Origin of the sequence: Enterobacter cloacae complex sp. P42RS (genome assembly GCF_014930595.1) — a bacterium.
GTDB classification, from domain to species: domain Bacteria; phylum Pseudomonadota; class Gammaproteobacteria; order Enterobacterales; family Enterobacteriaceae; genus Enterobacter; species Enterobacter bugandensis.
Map to the genome: position 1 here is coordinate 1 of NZ_JADBRK010000029.1, position 17,005 is coordinate 17,005.

A 17,005-nucleotide genomic window follows, 5' to 3' on the forward strand; every position below is an offset into this window, starting at 1 on the left:
GATGGACGACGGTCTGCGTTTCGCAATCCGTGAAGGCGGCCGTACCGTTGGCGCGGGCGTTGTTGCTAAAGTTCTCGGCTAATCGCTGATAACATTTGACGCAATGCGCAATAAAAGGGCATCATTTGATGCCCTTTTTGCACGCTTTCATATCAGAACCTGGCTCATCAGTGATTAATTTTGTCATAATCATTGCTGAGACAGGCTCTGCGGAGAGCGTATAATACGAAAAGCGAATAGCATTTCGATTGGTTTGCCTCGCACTCGCGGGGTGAAAATGTTTGTAGAATACTTCTGACAGGTTGGTTTATGAGTGCGAATACCGAAGCTCAAGGGAGCGGGCGCGGCCTGGAAGCGATGAAATGGGTAGTTGTAGCCGTGCTGCTGATTGTGGCGATTGTCGGCAACTATCTTTATCGTGACATGATGCTGCCGCTACGCGCGCTTGCAGTGGTAATTCTGATTGCTGCGGCGGGTGGTGTCGCGCTGTTGACGACAAAAGGCAAAGCGACCGTTGCGTTTGCCCGCGAAGCGCGTACCGAAGTCCGCAAGGTCATTTGGCCGACTCGCCAGGAAACATTGCACACCACGCTGATCGTAGCGGCGGTAACCGCTGTAATGTCACTGATCCTGTGGGGACTGGATGGTATTCTGGTTCGCCTGGTATCCTTTATCACTGGCCTGAGGTTCTGAGATGTCTGAAGCCCCTAAAAAGCGCTGGTACGTCGTTCAGGCGTTTTCCGGTTTTGAAGGCCGCGTAGCAACGTCGCTGCGTGAGCATATCAAATTACACAACATGGAAGAGTTGTTTGGCGAAGTTATGGTTCCGACCGAAGAAGTGGTTGAGATCCGTGGCGGCCAGCGTCGCAAAAGCGAGCGCAAATTCTTCCCGGGTTACGTGCTGGTTCAGATGGTTATGAACGACGCGAGCTGGCACCTGGTGCGCAGCGTGCCGCGTGTGATGGGCTTTATCGGCGGCACGTCTGACCGTCCGGCGCCAATCAGCGACAAAGAAGTTGATGCGATTATGAACCGCCTGCAGCAGGTGGGTGATAAGCCGCGTCCGAAAACGCTGTTTGAACCGGGTGAAATGGTTCGTGTTAATGACGGTCCGTTTGCTGACTTTAATGGCGTGGTTGAAGAAGTGGACTATGAGAAGTCCCGCCTGAAAGTTTCTGTTTCTATCTTCGGTCGTGCGACCCCGGTAGAGCTGGACTTTGCCCAGGTAGAAAAAGCCTAAGCAGCGATCAAAAAAGCGACGATTTAATCGTTGCACAAGGCGCGGGATTGGAATACAATTTCGCGCCTTTTGTTTTTATGGGTCCCGGCCCGTAAAACGAATTTTATTCACGGGGAGCCTCCCTGAGGCGCTATTACCCAATCAGAGGATTTTAGAATGGCTAAGAAAGTACAAGCCTACGTCAAGCTGCAGGTTGCAGCTGGTATGGCGAACCCAAGTCCACCAGTTGGTCCAGCTCTGGGTCAGCAGGGTGTGAACATCATGGAATTCTGTAAAGCGTTCAACGCAAAAACGGAATCCCTGGAAAAAGGTCTGCCAATCCCAGTCGTAATCACTGTTTACGCTGACCGTTCTTTCACTTTCGTTACCAAAACCCCTCCAGCAGCAGTTCTGCTGAAGAAAGCGGCTGGTATCAAGTCTGGTTCCGGTAAACCGAACAAAGACAAAGTGGGTAAAATTTCCCGCGCTCAGCTGCAGGAAATCGCGCAGACCAAAGCTGCCGACATGACTGGTGCCGACATTGAAGCGATGACTCGCTCCATCGAAGGTACTGCACGTTCCATGGGCCTGGTAGTGGAGGACTAAGAAATGGCTAAACTGACCAAGCGCATGTCCGTGATCCGTGACAAAGTTGATGCGACCAAACAGTACGACATCAACGAAGCTATTGCTCTGCTGAAAGAACTGGCGACTGCTAAGTTCGTTGAAAGCGTTGACGTTGCCGTTAACCTGGGCATCGATGCTCGTAAATCCGATCAGAACGTTCGTGGCGCAACTGTACTGCCACACGGTACTGGCCGTTCCGTTCGCGTAGCTGTATTTGCTCAGGGTGCAAACGCTGAAGCTGCTAAAGCTGCCGGCGCTGAACTGGTAGGTATGGAAGATCTGGCTGATCAGATCAAGAAAGGCGAAATGAACTTTGACGTTGTTATTGCTTCTCCAGATGCAATGCGCGTTGTTGGCCAGCTGGGCCAGGTTCTGGGTCCACGCGGCCTGATGCCAAACCCGAAAGTGGGTACTGTAACCCCTAACGTTGCTGAAGCGGTTAAGAACGCTAAAGCAGGTCAGGTTCGTTATCGTAACGACAAAAACGGCATCATCCACACCACCATCGGTAAAGTGGACTTCGACGCTGACAAACTGAAAGAAAACCTGGAAGCTCTGCTGGTTGCGCTGAAAAAAGCAAAACCAACTCAGGCGAAAGGCGTGTACATCAAGAAAGTTAGCATCTCCACCACCATGGGTGCAGGTGTTGCAGTTGACCAGGCTGGCCTGAGCGCTGCTGCAAACTAATGCCTTTACGTGGGCGGTGATTTTGTCTACAATCTTACCCCCACGTTTGCTAACGAAAGTTAGCGGCTAAAAGATTTGTTCGTTGGAGCCTGGCCTATCCAGGCCTCCGTCGAAGACCGCAGGTGTTTCGCAAGAAACTTAATCCCCTGCGTAGACGGTGACAGAACGCTAAGATTATTTTTAATACTCTGGCTTGTTTCTGCTCACCGTATTAAGACGCTCTTCCCGTTGGGTTGAGTGAAGTGAGTTCCGGAACATGAGTTCCGGCAAACATCCAGGAGCAAAGCTAATGGCTTTAAATCTTCAAGACAAACAAGCGATTGTTGCTGAAGTCAGCGAAGTAGCCAAAGGCGCGCTGTCTGCAGTAGTTGCGGATTCCCGTGGCGTTACTGTAGACAAAATGACTGAACTGCGTAAAGCAGGTCGTGAAGCTGGCGTATACATGCGTGTTGTTCGTAACACCCTGCTGCGTCGCGTAGTTGAAGGTACTCAGTTCGAGTGCCTGAAAGACACGTTTGTTGGTCCGACCCTGATTGCATACTCTATGGAACACCCGGGCGCTGCTGCTCGTCTGTTCAAAGAGTTCGCGAAAGCGAATGCAAAATTTGAGGTCAAAGCTGCAGCCTTTGAAGGTGAGTTGATCCCGGCATCGCAAATCGATCGCCTGGCAACCCTGCCGACCTACGAAGAAGCAATTGCACGCCTGATGGCAACCATGAAAGAAGCTGCGGCTGGCAAACTGGTTCGCACTCTGGCTGCTGTACGCGATGCGAAAGAAGCTGCTTAATCGCAGTTATCTTTATAAAGCATTTGCTTACGTATAAACTTATTCTGATTTTCAGGAACAATTTAAATGTCTATCACTAAAGATCAAATCATTGAAGCAGTTGCAGCTATGTCCGTAATGGACGTTGTAGAGCTGGTATCTGCAATGGAAGAAAAATTCGGTGTTTCTGCTGCTGCTGCTGTAGCTGTAGCTGCTGGCCCGGCTGAAGCTGCTGAAGAAAAAACTGAATTCGACGTAATTCTGAAAGCTGCTGGCGCGAACAAAGTTGCTGTTATCAAAGCAGTACGTGGCGCAACTGGCCTGGGTCTGAAAGAAGCTAAAGACCTGGTAGAATCTGCTCCAGCTGCGCTGAAAGAAGGCGTGAGCAAAGACGACGCAGAAGCACTGAAAAAATCTCTGGAAGAAGCTGGCGCTGAAGTTGAAGTTAAATAAGCCAACTTTTCTGGTTGCAGCCTAAGCAATTAGGCTGATGGCTGGTGACTTTTTAGTCACCAGCCTTTTTGCGCTGTAAGGCATCAGTAGCATTTCACACTGTTTGACTGCTGATTGTCCTGACAATGCTTGTTTCTATCGACGACTTAATATACTGCGACAGGGTGCTCGCTCTGTGTAAATCGCAATGAAATGGTTTAAGCGTGATAGCAACAGGTATTGCGGAAAGTATTCAATTTTCCGGTCCACAAAATGGTGTTGCACAAACTGTCCCTTCGTCGGACAGATGGGTCGACTTGTCAGCGAGCTGAGGAACCCTATGGTTTACTCCTATACCGAGAAAAAACGTATTCGTAAGGATTTTGGTAAACGTCCACAAGTTCTGGACATTCCATATCTCCTTTCTATCCAGCTTGACTCGTTCCAGAAGTTTATCGAGCAAGATCCTGAAGGGCAGTACGGTCTGGAAGCAGCCTTCCGTTCCGTGTTCCCGATTCAGAGCTACAGCGGTAACTCCGAGCTGCAGTACGTCAGCTACCGCCTTGGCGAACCGGTGTTTGACGTTCAGGAATGTCAGATCCGTGGCGTGACCTATTCCGCACCGCTGCGCGTAAAACTGCGTCTGGTGATCTACGAGCGCGAAGCGCCGGAAGGCACCGTAAAAGACATTAAAGAACAAGAAGTCTACATGGGTGAGATTCCACTCATGACGGACAACGGTACTTTCGTTATCAACGGTACTGAGCGTGTTATCGTTTCCCAGCTGCATCGTAGCCCGGGCGTCTTCTTCGACAGCGATAAAGGTAAAACACACTCTTCCGGTAAAGTACTGTATAACGCACGCATCATTCCTTACCGTGGTTCATGGCTGGACTTCGAGTTCGATCCAAAAGACAACCTGTTTGTCCGTATCGACCGTCGTCGTAAACTGCCTGCAACCATCATTCTGCGTGCACTGAACTATACCACTGAGCAGATCCTGGACCTGTTCTTTGAGAAAGTGATCTTTGAAATCCGCGACAACAAGTTGCAGATGGAATTGGTGCCGGAACGTCTGCGTGGTGAGACCGCGTCGTTCGACATCGAAGCCGACGGCAAAGTGTATGTGGAAAAAGGTCGCCGTATCACCGCGCGCCACATCCGCCAGCTGGAAAAAGATGATATCAAACACATCGAAGTTCCGGTTGAATACATTGCAGGAAAAGTAGCCGCGAAAGATTACGTTGATGAATCAACTGGCGAGCTGATCTGCCCGGCGAACATGGAGCTGAGCCTGGATCTGCTGGCTAAGCTGAGCCAGTCTGGCCACAAACGTATCGAAACGCTGTTCACCAACGATCTGGACCACGGTCCGTACATCTCTGAGACTGTACGCGTCGACCCAACCAACGATCGTCTGAGCGCGCTGGTAGAAATCTACCGCATGATGCGTCCTGGTGAGCCACCAACTCGCGAAGCGGCTGAAAGCCTGTTCGAGAACCTGTTCTTCTCCGAAGACCGCTACGATCTGTCCGCGGTAGGTCGTATGAAGTTCAACCGTTCTCTGCTGCGCGACGAAATCGAAGGTTCCGGTATCCTGAGCAAAGACGACATCATCGAAGTGATGAAGAAGCTCATCGATATCCGTAACGGTAAAGGCGAAGTGGACGATATCGACCACCTCGGCAACCGTCGTATCCGTTCCGTAGGCGAAATGGCGGAAAACCAGTTCCGCGTTGGCCTGGTACGTGTAGAGCGTGCGGTGAAAGAGCGTCTGTCTCTGGGCGATCTGGATACCCTGATGCCTCAGGATATGATCAACGCCAAGCCGATTTCTGCAGCAGTGAAAGAGTTCTTTGGTTCCAGCCAGCTGTCTCAGTTCATGGACCAGAACAACCCGCTGTCTGAGATCACGCACAAACGTCGTATCTCTGCACTCGGCCCAGGCGGTCTGACCCGTGAACGTGCAGGCTTTGAAGTTCGAGACGTACACCCGACTCACTACGGTCGCGTATGTCCAATCGAAACGCCTGAAGGTCCAAACATCGGTCTGATCAACTCCCTGTCCGTGTACGCACAGACGAACGAATACGGTTTCCTTGAGACCCCGTATCGTAAAGTGACCGACGGTGTGGTTACCGACGAAATTCATTACCTGTCTGCTATCGAAGAAGGCAACTACGTTATCGCTCAGGCGAACTCCAACCTGGATGACGAAGGCCACTTTGTAGAAGATCTGGTTACCTGCCGTAGCAAAGGCGAATCCAGCTTGTTCAGCCGCGACCAGGTTGACTACATGGACGTATCCACCCAGCAGGTGGTATCCGTCGGTGCGTCCCTGATCCCGTTCCTGGAACACGATGACGCCAACCGTGCATTGATGGGTGCGAACATGCAACGTCAGGCCGTTCCAACTCTGCGTGCTGATAAGCCGCTGGTTGGTACCGGTATGGAACGTGCTGTTGCCGTTGACTCCGGTGTTACTGCAGTTGCTAAGCGTGGCGGTACCGTTCAGTACGTTGACGCATCCCGTATCGTTATCAAAGTTAACGAAGACGAGATGTATCCGGGCGAAGCGGGTATCGACATCTACAACCTGACCAAATACACCCGTTCTAACCAGAACACCTGTATCAACCAGATGCCTTGCGTATCTCTGGGTGAGCCAGTTGAGCGCGGCGACGTGCTGGCAGACGGTCCGTCCACTGACCTCGGTGAACTGGCGCTCGGTCAGAACATGCGCGTAGCGTTCATGCCGTGGAACGGTTACAACTTCGAAGACTCCATCCTCGTCTCCGAGCGTGTGGTTCAGGAAGATCGTTTCACCACCATCCACATTCAGGAACTGGCCTGTGTGTCCCGTGACACCAAGCTGGGGCCAGAAGAGATCACTGCCGACATCCCTAACGTGGGTGAAGCTGCGCTCTCCAAGCTGGATGAATCCGGTATTGTTTACATCGGTGCGGAAGTGACCGGCGGCGACATTCTGGTAGGTAAGGTTACGCCGAAAGGTGAAACCCAGCTGACCCCAGAAGAGAAACTGCTGCGTGCTATCTTCGGTGAGAAAGCGTCTGACGTTAAAGACTCTTCTCTGCGCGTACCAAACGGTGTTTCCGGTACGGTTATCGACGTTCAGGTCTTCACTCGTGATGGCGTTGAGAAAGATAAGCGTGCGCTGGAAATCGAAGAGATGCAGCTCAAACAGGCTAAGAAAGACCTGTCTGAAGAACTGCAGATCCTCGAAGCAGGTCTGTTCAGCCGTATCTATGCGGTGCTGGTTGCCGGTGGCGTTGAAGCTGAGAAGCTCGACAAACTGCCACGCGATCGCTGGCTGGAACTCGGCCTGACCGACGAAGAGAAACAAAATCAGCTGGAACAGCTGGCTGAGCAGTATGACGAACTGAAACACGAGTTCGAGAAAAAACTCGAAGCGAAACGCCGCAAAATCACTCAGGGCGACGATCTGGCACCAGGCGTGCTGAAGATTGTTAAGGTGTATCTGGCTGTTAAACGTCAGATCCAGCCTGGTGATAAGATGGCAGGTCGTCACGGTAACAAGGGTGTTATCTCTAAGATCAACCCGATCGAAGATATGCCGCACGATGCTAACGGTACGCCGGTAGATATCGTACTGAACCCACTGGGCGTACCGTCTCGTATGAACATTGGTCAGATCCTGGAAACTCACCTGGGTATGGCTGCGAAAGGTATTGGCGACAAGATTAACGCCATGCTGAAACAGCAGCAGGAAGTCGCGAAACTGCGCGAATTCATCCAGCGTGCCTACGATCTGGGTACCGACGTGCGTCAGAAAGTCGACCTGAACACCTTCAGCGATGAAGAAGTGCTGCGTCTGGCAGAGAACCTGCGCAAAGGTATGCCAATTGCAACGCCGGTATTCGACGGTGCAAAAGAAGCTGAAATTAAAGAGCTGCTGCAACTGGGTGGTCTGCCAACGTCTGGTCAGATTACGCTGTTTGACGGCCGTACCGGTGAACAGTTCGAACGTCCGGTAACCGTAGGTTACATGTACATGCTGAAACTGAACCACCTGGTCGACGACAAGATGCACGCTCGTTCTACCGGTTCTTACAGCCTGGTTACTCAGCAGCCGCTGGGTGGTAAGGCACAGTTCGGTGGTCAGCGCTTCGGGGAGATGGAAGTGTGGGCGCTGGAAGCATACGGCGCGGCATACACCCTGCAGGAAATGCTCACCGTTAAGTCTGATGACGTGAACGGTCGTACCAAGATGTATAAAAACATCGTGGACGGCAACCATCAGATGGAACCAGGCATGCCAGAGTCCTTCAACGTACTGTTGAAAGAGATTCGTTCGCTGGGTATCAACATCGAACTGGAAGACGAGTAATTCTCGCTCAAACAGGTCACTGGTGCCGGGTTAACCCCCGGCACCGGATTGTGCTAACTCCGACGGGAGCAAATCCGTGAAAGATTTATTAAAGTTTCTGAAAGCGCAGACTAAAACCGAAGAGTTTGATGCGATCAAAATTGCTCTGGCTTCGCCAGACATGATCCGTTCATGGTCTTTCGGTGAAGTTAAAAAGCCGGAAACCATCAACTACCGTACGTTCAAACCTGAGCGTGACGGCCTTTTCTGTGCGCGTATTTTCGGGCCAGTAAAAGATTACGAGTGCCTGTGCGGTAAGTACAAGCGCCTGAAACACCGCGGTGTGATCTGTGAGAAGTGCGGCGTTGAAGTGACCCAGACCAAAGTACGCCGTGAGCGTATGGGCCACATCGAGCTGGCGTCTCCGACTGCTCACATCTGGTTCCTGAAATCTCTGCCGTCCCGTATCGGTCTGCTGCTGGATATGCCGCTGCGCGATATCGAACGTGTTCTGTACTTCGAATCTTATGTAGTTATCGAAGGCGGGATGACGAACCTGGAACGTCACCAGATCCTGACTGAAGAGCAGTATCTGGACGCGCTGGAAGAGTTCGGTGACGAATTCGACGCGAAGATGGGTGCGGAAGCTATTCAGGCCCTGCTGAAGAGCATGGATCTGGAGCAGGAGTGCGAGCAGCTGCGTGAAGAGCTGAACGAAACCAACTCCGAAACCAAGCGTAAAAAGCTGACCAAGCGTATCAAACTGCTGGAAGCGTTCGTTCAGTCTGGTAACAAACCAGAGTGGATGATCCTGACCGTTCTGCCGGTTCTGCCGCCAGATCTGCGTCCGCTGGTTCCGCTGGATGGTGGTCGTTTCGCAACGTCCGATCTGAACGATCTGTATCGTCGCGTTATCAACCGTAACAACCGTCTGAAACGTCTGCTGGATCTGGCTGCGCCGGACATCATCGTACGCAACGAAAAACGTATGCTGCAGGAAGCGGTAGATGCCCTGCTGGATAACGGTCGTCGCGGTCGTGCGATCACCGGTTCTAACAAGCGTCCTCTGAAATCTTTGGCCGACATGATCAAAGGTAAGCAGGGTCGTTTCCGTCAGAACCTGCTCGGTAAGCGTGTTGACTACTCCGGTCGTTCTGTAATCACCGTAGGTCCATACCTGCGTCTGCATCAGTGCGGTCTGCCGAAGAAAATGGCACTGGAGCTGTTCAAACCGTTCATCTACGGCAAGCTGGAGCTGCGTGGCCTGGCCACCACCATCAAAGCCGCTAAGAAAATGGTTGAGCGTGAAGAAGCTGTCGTTTGGGATATCCTGGACGAAGTTATCCGCGAACACCCGGTACTGCTGAACCGTGCACCAACCCTGCACCGTCTGGGTATCCAGGCATTTGAGCCAGTCCTGATCGAAGGTAAAGCTATCCAGCTGCACCCGCTGGTTTGTGCGGCCTATAACGCCGACTTCGATGGTGACCAGATGGCTGTTCACGTACCGCTGACGCTGGAAGCCCAGCTCGAAGCGCGTGCGCTGATGATGTCTACCAACAACATCCTGTCTCCAGCGAACGGTGAACCAATTATCGTTCCTTCTCAGGACGTTGTATTGGGTCTGTACTACATGACTCGTGACTGTGTTAACGCCAAAGGCGAAGGCATGGTGCTGACTGGCCCTAAAGAAGCTGAGCGTATTTATCGCGCTGGCCTGGCCTCTCTGCATGCGCGCGTTAAAGTGCGTATCACCGAATACGAAAAAGATGCAAACGGCGAATTCGTTGCGAAGACCAGCCTGAAAGACACGACCATTGGCCGTGCCATTCTGTGGATGATCGTACCGAAAGGTCTGCCTTTCTCCATCGTCAACCAGGCGCTGGGCAAGAAAGCGATCTCCAAAATGCTGAACACCTGTTACCGCATTCTGGGTCTGAAGCCGACCGTTATCTTCGCTGACCAGACAATGTATACCGGCTTTGCTTATGCAGCGCGTTCAGGTGCATCTGTTGGTATCGATGACATGGTCATCCCAGAGAAGAAACACGAGATCATCTCTGAAGCGGAAGCTGAAGTTGCTGAGATCCAGGAGCAGTTCCAGTCTGGTCTGGTAACCGCGGGCGAACGCTACAACAAAGTTATCGATATCTGGGCAGCGGCGAACGATCGTGTATCCAAAGCGATGATGGATAACCTGCAAACCGAAACCGTGATTAACCGTGACGGCGTCGAAGAGCAGCAGGTTTCCTTCAACAGCATCTACATGATGGCCGACTCCGGTGCGCGTGGTTCTGCAGCACAGATTCGTCAGCTGGCAGGTATGCGTGGTCTGATGGCGAAGCCAGATGGCTCCATCATCGAAACGCCAATCACCGCGAACTTCCGTGAAGGTCTGAACGTACTCCAGTACTTCATCTCCACGCACGGTGCGCGTAAAGGTCTGGCGGATACCGCACTGAAGACAGCGAACTCCGGTTATCTGACGCGTCGTCTGGTTGACGTTGCGCAGGATCTGGTTGTGACCGAAGACGATTGTGGCACCCTCGAAGGTATCACCATGACCCCGGTTATCGAGGGTGGTGATGTTAAAGAGCCGCTGCGCGATCGCGTACTGGGTCGTGTGACCGCGGAAGACATTCTGAAGCCGGGCACCGCAGACATTCTGGTTCCACGCAACACCCTGCTGCACGAACAGTGGTGTGACCTGCTGGAAGCGAACTCTGTTGACTCTGTGAAAGTGCGTTCCGTTGTATCCTGTGACACCGACTTTGGTGTGTGTGCGCACTGCTACGGTCGTGACCTGGCGCGTGGCCACATCATCAACAAAGGTGAAGCCATCGGCGTTATCGCGGCACAGTCCATCGGTGAGCCGGGTACACAGCTGACGATGCGTACGTTCCACATCGGTGGTGCGGCATCTCGTGCGGCTGCTGAATCCAGCATTCAGGTGAAAAACAAAGGTAGCATCAAGCTCAGCAACGCGAAGTCTGTTGTTAACTCCGCAGGCAAGCTGGTTGTGACCTCTCGTAACACCGAGCTGAAGCTGATCGACGAATTCGGGCGTACCAAAGAGAGCTATAAAGTGCCTTACGGTGCGGTTATGGCGAAAGGTGATGGCGAGCAGGTTGCCGGCGGTGAAACCGTTGCAAACTGGGATCCACACACCATGCCGGTTATCACCGAAGTAAGTGGTTTCATCCGCTTTACTGACATGATCGACGGCCAGACCATTACTCGTCAGACCGACGAGCTGACCGGTCTGTCTTCTCTGGTGGTTCTGGATTCTGCTGAACGTACTACCGGCGGTAAAGATCTGCGTCCTGCACTGAAAATCGTTGATGCTCAGGGTAACGACGTTCTGATCCCGGGTACCGATATGCCTGCGCAGTACTTCCTGCCGGGTAAAGCGATTGTACAGCTGGAAGATGGCGTACAGATCAGCTCTGGTGACACCCTGGCGCGTATTCCTCAGGAATCCGGCGGTACCAAGGACATCACCGGTGGTCTGCCACGCGTTGCGGACCTGTTCGAAGCACGTCGTCCGAAAGAGCCTGCAATCCTGGCTGAAATCAGCGGGATCATCTCCTTCGGTAAAGAGACTAAAGGTAAGCGCCGTCTGGTTATCACCCCAGTAGATGGCAGCGAGCCGTACGAAGAGATGATTCCTAAGTGGCGTCAGCTCAACGTGTTCGAAGGCGAACGTGTAGAACGTGGTGACGTGGTTTCCGACGGTCCAGAAGCGCCGCACGACATCCTGCGTCTGCGTGGTGTGCATGCTGTTACTCGTTACATTGTTAACGAAGTACAGGACGTATACCGCCTGCAGGGCGTTAAGATTAACGATAAGCACATCGAAGTTATCGTTCGTCAGATGCTGCGTAAAGCAACCATCGAAAACGCGGGCAGCTCCGACTTCCTGGAAGGCGAGCAAGTTGAATACTCACGCGTTAAGATCGCTAACCGCGATCTGGAAGCGAACGGCAAAATCGGTGCGACCTTCGCACGCGATCTGCTGGGTATCACCAAAGCGTCTCTGGCAACCGAGTCCTTCATCTCCGCAGCATCGTTCCAGGAAACGACTCGTGTCCTGACCGAAGCCGCTGTTGCTGGTAAACGTGATGAACTGCGCGGTCTGAAAGAGAACGTCATCGTGGGTCGTCTGATCCCTGCCGGTACCGGTTATGCGTACCATCAGGATCGTATGCGTCGTCGCGCTGCGGGCGAACTGCCAGCAGCACCGCAGGTTACTGCTGAAGATGCATCCGCGAGCCTGGCAGAACTGCTGAACGCAGGTCTGGGCGGTTCCGACAACGAGTAATCGTTGATGCCGTAAATAAAAAACCCGCCTCGGCGGGTTTTTTTATATCTGCATTTCTTCAATTCACTAACGGGATGCGTCGATAAAGCTCAATCATATCGCCCGCCAGATCCTGAATAACCATCGCGTTCATCAGGTGGTCCTGAGAATGAACGGTGATTAGGTTAACCGGCAGTTTCCCGGTCCCTTCGTCAAGTCCAATAAGCTGCGTCTGGATCGTATGCGCGTGCTTCACATATTCGCGGGATTCTTCCATCGCTTTTTCAGCTTCGTCAAACTCACCTTTACGCGCCATCTGCAGAGCCGTCAGGGCCGCACTGCGGGCCGCACCGGCGTTGACCAGCAGTTCCATGATTGTGGTTTCTAAGTCTTCCATTATGACTCCAGCAGTTTAAGCGCTTTTTCCAGTACGGCATCGCCTTTCATCATGCCGTAATCCATCATGTCGATCACCGCGACCTTTTTACCCAGCGGGTCGGCCTGTGCCTGCAGTTTAGCCTGCTCGTATTTGACCTGTGGCCCCAGTAATACGATGTCGGCCGTCGCGATATTGTCTTTAAACTCCGCAACCGGAACGGCTTTAATGGTGACTTCAACCCCTTTTTTCTGCGCGGCATCTTTCATACGTTGAACCAGCATGCTGGTTGACATTCCCGCTGCACAGCATAAAACGATGTTCTTCATAATCAGCCTCGATCTACATGTGTTTATTGATAATTATCCTGCGCAGAGAGCTTCAACAACCGCTTTACCGCGATTGTGTGTCAGGCATCACAAAGAAAGCGGCATTTTTCTGAAACCGGTTACAATTCCTCGAGTAAAAGAGAAAGTCAGCCGACGGCAGTGCGAACAATACGGTTTTTTCCCTGCTGTTTAGCGCTATAAAGCGCGTTATCGACACTTCCCACCAGTTGTTCCAGCGGTTCGAAATGCCATTCCCCCAGACCCGCACTGAACGTAACGTGCAGGTTTTCTTCCCGCCAGACGCGCCTTTCAACGGCGGTGCGCCAGGCGTCAAGCAATGAGAATGCGGCAGCGATCTGCTCGGCCTGGAAGATCACCGCGAACTCTTCTCCACCGTAGCGATAGACCGAGACGTGGTGGGGCTGCATTATCTGGATCCCCTCGCGCGCCACGTTACGCAGGACAATGTCGCCGCTCAGGTGTCCCCACGTGTCGTTAATTGACTTGAAGTTATCAATATCAACCAGCGCCATCGCGAAAGGCTGGTGGGCATTTAATAATTCCTCCACATCGTTATCGAACGCACGGCGGTTTTTGCAGCCGGTCAGCGCATCGTGAGTGGCCTGACGAACATACGCCATCTCCCGCTCTTTATTGGACTGAATCGTGTGGCTCAGCATCGCTTCCAGACGCGGTGCCTGGCTGACATCGCCCGTTTTGATCGCATTGATAATAGTCATTAATACGGTACGCGAGGCATGACGCAGATAAAGGCCGAAGAGAATGATGATGATGGCTGCCAGCGCAAAGCCCCAGCCAACGATAGTGGTTTCGTGGCGGGTGATATCGGTAAGCGTTGCGCCAGATACCCGATAGATAACAAACCAGTCCGGGTTCGTGAAAGAGTAGTAGTAATACCAGGCATTGGTTTTCCGGTCGTAAAGATGGCCTTCGCCGCTGGTCATTTTGTCCATCAGCGCTTCGCTCACGTACTTTTTGAACAGGGCGCCTGTATCTGGGTGCAGCACGACGGTCCCGTCGCGTTCGACGACGAAGAATTCCCCTTGTACGGGGGCCACCATTTGTCGAAGGGTATACCCCATCGACGTCAAGTCAAGATGAAAAGCGAGGGTACCCTTGAGTCTGCCTTCTGTTGAAATCAATGGCTTATAAAGCGTAACTGTCGGATGCCCGGTAAAGTAGTCCGTATAATGGTGGGTATAATGGCTGAAAATACTGGCTTCTGCGTGCGCGACAAACCACGGGCGCGTCCGCGGATCGACGTTTTTACTCTTTTCCGTGGGAGGCGCTTCTGGAGCGTGTAAATAATGTCCCTCTGTGTCAGCCAGCGAGATGGATGACACGGTCGGCATCAGGTTTTGCAAATGCATCAACATCTGCAGCCCTTGCGTCGGGTTGACGTTGAGCGTCTCATTCAGTATCTCGCTGCGGGCAAAGTACATCGCAGAGCGACCAAGGATATAGTCGTTTTCACGCAGGATTGATTCGGTATAGTTAACCGCCAGGTTATGCGTGAAGTTACTGTTAATCTTGTGATAATCCTCAAGGAAATCCTTTCTTTGCGAAAGAGAGACCACGACCGCGATCAGCGCAAAACTGCACAGAATCCCCGCGAAGCTGAGCATAATGGGTCGGGTGAAAGAGAGCTTTTTGCTGTGAAGTGCCATGAGTTGTACATCGATCCTGATGGTGAATATTTTTCGTCTGCCGATATCCTCTCAGCATAGTCGCTGTCCTGCGGTTAGCGGTGAATTATACGGAACACGATTTCAGGCGAGATGATTTATCTTAAGAATCACTAAGAAATTCCTTATCCATACTTTTGCGCCCCTCTTATGCACGGAATCGGAGGCAGGGCGAAACGAGGAAGAAGCTTTTCGCCCTGGTCAGCATCCGTTGCTGACCTGATGACAATAAAAAACCGGACGATCGCTGACAATCATCCGGTTTTACCTTTCCGTAACGCCTCGATAATTTTCTACCGTGTTGCAGTGCGTTACATCGTCATTGCGAGGCTCTTCCCAGCCAGCTGTCCCAGTCTTTCCAGACAGGCTGTAAACCCTGTGCCGTCAGGGCGGCGGCAACGGCTTCCGGACGCCGTCCGTCATGCGGTGCAAACTGCTCCAGCTCCGGATGATCGTCTGCATACCCGCCCGGCTGCGTTTTGGAAAACGCGCTGACGTTGTTAATCGCCAGCGGGATGACGCGATCGCGAAACGCCGGGGATTCACGCGTTGAGAGCGATAACTCCACTTCCGGGGCGAGCAGGCGAAACGCGCAGATGGTCTGCACCAGCTGGCGTTCATCCATCAGCGAAGCCGGTTCAATGCCGCCTGCGCAGGGGCGCAGGCGTGGGAAGGAGATGGAGTATCGGGTCTGCCAGTAGTGCTGTTGCAGCCACAGCAGATGTTCTGCCACCATGTAGCAATCTACCCGCCAGCTGTCGGAAAGCCCAATTAGCGCACCCAGCCCGATTTTGTCGATCCCGGCGCGGCCCAGCCTGTCTGGCGTTTCCAGCCGGAAGAAAAAATCCTGCTTCTTCCCTTTCAGGTGATGCCGCGCGTACGTCGCCTCGTGGTAGGTTTCCTGATAGACCATAACGCCGTCCAGCCCGAGCGTTTTTAACTCCGCATACTCGTCCTGCGACAGGGGCTGAACCTCCATCTGCAACGACGCAAACTCCCGACGTATCGCAGGCAGATGCTGGCGGAAATAGTCCATTCCCACTTTCCCCTGATGCTCGCCCGTGACCAGCAGAAGATGTTCGAACCCCATTTCACGAATAGCAGCACACTCGCGTGCGATCTCCTCTTCATCGAGCGTTTTCCGCTTGATGCGGTTGCTCATGGAAAAACCACAGTAGGTACAGTCGTTGGCGCACAGGTTCGAAAGATAGAGCGGGACGTAGAAGCTCACCGTGTTGCCAAACCGCTGCCGGGTGAGGCGCTGGGCGCGCTGCGCCATCGGTTCAAGGTAGGCGCTGGCCGCCGGGGAGAGCAGGGCCATCAGATCCTCTCGGGTCAGCTGACGGGCGTGCAGCGCGCGCTCCACGTCAGCCGCCGTTTTGCTGTTGATGCGCAGGGCAATATCGTCCCAGTTAAGCTCGCGCCAGCGCTCGGTAAACGTGCTCATGAGATCGCCTCCAGAAAACCGGTCAGCGGGCTGGTGGCCTGTGCCTGAATACTGCGCGAGCCGGGGCCGGACTCTCTGGCCAGCACGCCAGCCTCCACGGCGAGACGAAACGCACGCGCCATCATGACCGGGTCGTCGGCCACCGCAATGGCGGTATTCACCAGCACCGCATCGGCACCCATTTCCAGCGCCTGCGCGGCATGGCTGGGCACGCCGATCCCCGCATCCACCACCACCGGCACGGTCGCCTGCTCGATGATGATCTCCAGCATCGCGCGGGTTTCCAGCCCCTGATTGGAGCCAATGGGCGCCCCCAGCGGCATGACGGCGGCGCAGCCGACCTCTTCCAGACGCTTACACAGCACGGGATCCGCGCCGCAGTAAGGCAGAACGGTAAACCCCTGCTGCACCAGCTTTTCTGCGGCTTTCAGGGTCTCGATCGGGTCGGGCAGCAGCCAGCGGGCATCCGGGTGAATTTCCAGCTTCAGCCAGCGGGTACCGAGCGCTTCCCGCGCCAGCTGTGCGGCGAACATCGCCTCCTCGGCCGTTTTCGCGCCGGAGGTGTTGGGCAGCAGCGTCACGCCTGCCTCCAGGAGCGGCGCAAGTATGGCATCGTTGTGCTGGCGCAGATCCACGCGCTTCATCGCCAGCGTCACCAGCTGGCTGCCACTTTCACGAATAGCATCCACCATCAGCTGCGGCGAGGCGAATTTGCCGGTTCCGGTAAACAGATGTGAATCAAAGACTTTATCAGCAATACGTAACATC

14 protein-coding genes are annotated in these 17,005 nt (G+C 53.4%); 9 read left to right on the forward strand and 5 right to left on the reverse strand.

Annotated features, from left to right (window positions below; all coding sequences use genetic code 11):
• The 9 genes from IM314_RS21200 to rpoC all read left to right on the forward strand — a co-directional run.
• The coding region (locus tag IM314_RS21200; RefSeq protein WP_000340867.1) for a hypothetical protein at positions 1 to 82 on the forward strand (82 nt) is incomplete at its 5' end.
• Between the two features lie 227 nt (positions 83 to 309).
• Positions 310 to 693 carry a preprotein translocase subunit SecE gene (gene secE / locus IM314_RS21205; protein ID WP_003862342.1) on the forward strand — a complete coding sequence of 128 codons (384 nt, stop codon included), beginning with the start codon at positions 310 to 312 and terminating at the stop codon, positions 691 to 693.
• A gap of 1 nt (position 694) precedes the next feature.
• Positions 695 to 1,240 (forward strand): transcription termination/antitermination protein NusG, encoded by a 546-nt coding sequence (gene nusG / locus IM314_RS21210; RefSeq protein ID WP_003862341.1) that lies wholly within the window; start codon positions 695 to 697, stop codon positions 1,238 to 1,240.
• Positions 1,241 to 1,396: 156 nt separating this feature from the next.
• Positions 1,397 to 1,825 (forward strand): 50S ribosomal protein L11, encoded by a 429-nt coding sequence (gene rplK, locus IM314_RS21215; RefSeq protein WP_008503452.1) that lies wholly within the window; start codon positions 1,397 to 1,399, stop codon positions 1,823 to 1,825.
• A 3-nt stretch (positions 1,826 to 1,828) separates the two neighbouring features.
• A complete protein-coding gene (rplA, locus tag IM314_RS21220; RefSeq protein ID WP_006810530.1) occupies positions 1,829 to 2,533 on the forward strand; it encodes a 50S ribosomal protein L1 in 705 nt (234 codons plus the stop codon).
• A 289-nt stretch (positions 2,534 to 2,822) separates the two neighbouring features.
• Positions 2,823 to 3,320, forward strand: coding sequence for a 50S ribosomal protein L10 (gene rplJ / locus IM314_RS21225; RefSeq protein WP_003862338.1), 498 nt, complete (start codon positions 2,823 to 2,825; stop codon positions 3,318 to 3,320).
• A gap of 66 nt (positions 3,321 to 3,386) precedes the next feature.
• Positions 3,387 to 3,752, forward strand: a complete 366-nt coding sequence (gene rplL / locus IM314_RS21230) for a 50S ribosomal protein L7/L12 (protein ID WP_002445276.1) — start codon at positions 3,387 to 3,389, stop codon at positions 3,750 to 3,752.
• Between the two features lie 319 nt (positions 3,753 to 4,071).
• A complete protein-coding gene (rpoB, locus tag IM314_RS21235) occupies positions 4,072 to 8,100 on the forward strand; it encodes a DNA-directed RNA polymerase subunit beta (RefSeq protein WP_015569976.1) in 4,029 nt (1,342 codons plus the stop codon).
• A 76-nt stretch (positions 8,101 to 8,176) separates the two neighbouring features.
• Positions 8,177 to 12,400, forward strand: coding sequence for a DNA-directed RNA polymerase subunit beta' (gene rpoC, locus IM314_RS21240; protein ID WP_028015097.1), 4,224 nt, complete (start codon positions 8,177 to 8,179; stop codon positions 12,398 to 12,400).
• A 58-nt stretch (positions 12,401 to 12,458) separates the two neighbouring features.
• Here the strand turns inward: rpoC and IM314_RS21245 are convergent, their stop codons facing one another.
• The 5 genes from IM314_RS21245 to thiG form a co-directional block, all read right to left on the reverse strand.
• Positions 12,459 to 12,776 carry a PTS lactose/cellobiose transporter subunit IIA gene (locus IM314_RS21245; protein WP_008503455.1) on the reverse strand — a complete coding sequence of 106 codons (318 nt, stop codon included), beginning with the start codon at positions 12,774 to 12,776 and terminating at the stop codon, positions 12,459 to 12,461.
• Positions 12,776 to 13,084, reverse strand: coding sequence for a PTS sugar transporter subunit IIB (locus IM314_RS21250; protein ID WP_010425948.1), 309 nt, complete (start codon positions 13,082 to 13,084; stop codon positions 12,776 to 12,778). The genes IM314_RS21245 and IM314_RS21250 overlap by 1 nt, the downstream gene beginning before the upstream one ends.
• A gap of 146 nt (positions 13,085 to 13,230) precedes the next feature.
• Entirely contained in the window at positions 13,231 to 14,772 is a 1,542-nt protein-coding gene (locus IM314_RS21255; RefSeq protein WP_193359343.1) for a sensor domain-containing diguanylate cyclase, read from the reverse strand.
• 337 nt (positions 14,773 to 15,109) lie between these two features.
• Positions 15,110 to 16,237: a 2-iminoacetate synthase ThiH gene (thiH, locus tag IM314_RS21260; RefSeq protein WP_045630291.1), complete on the reverse strand. Its 1,128-nt coding sequence runs from the start codon at positions 16,235 to 16,237 to the stop codon at positions 15,110 to 15,112.
• Positions 16,234 to 17,004 carry a thiazole synthase gene (gene thiG, locus IM314_RS21265; RefSeq protein WP_193359342.1) on the reverse strand — a complete coding sequence of 257 codons (771 nt, stop codon included), beginning with the start codon at positions 17,002 to 17,004 and terminating at the stop codon, positions 16,234 to 16,236. Before thiG ends, thiH begins: the two co-directional genes overlap by 4 nt.
• Between the last annotated feature and the right edge of the window lies 1 nt (position 17,005).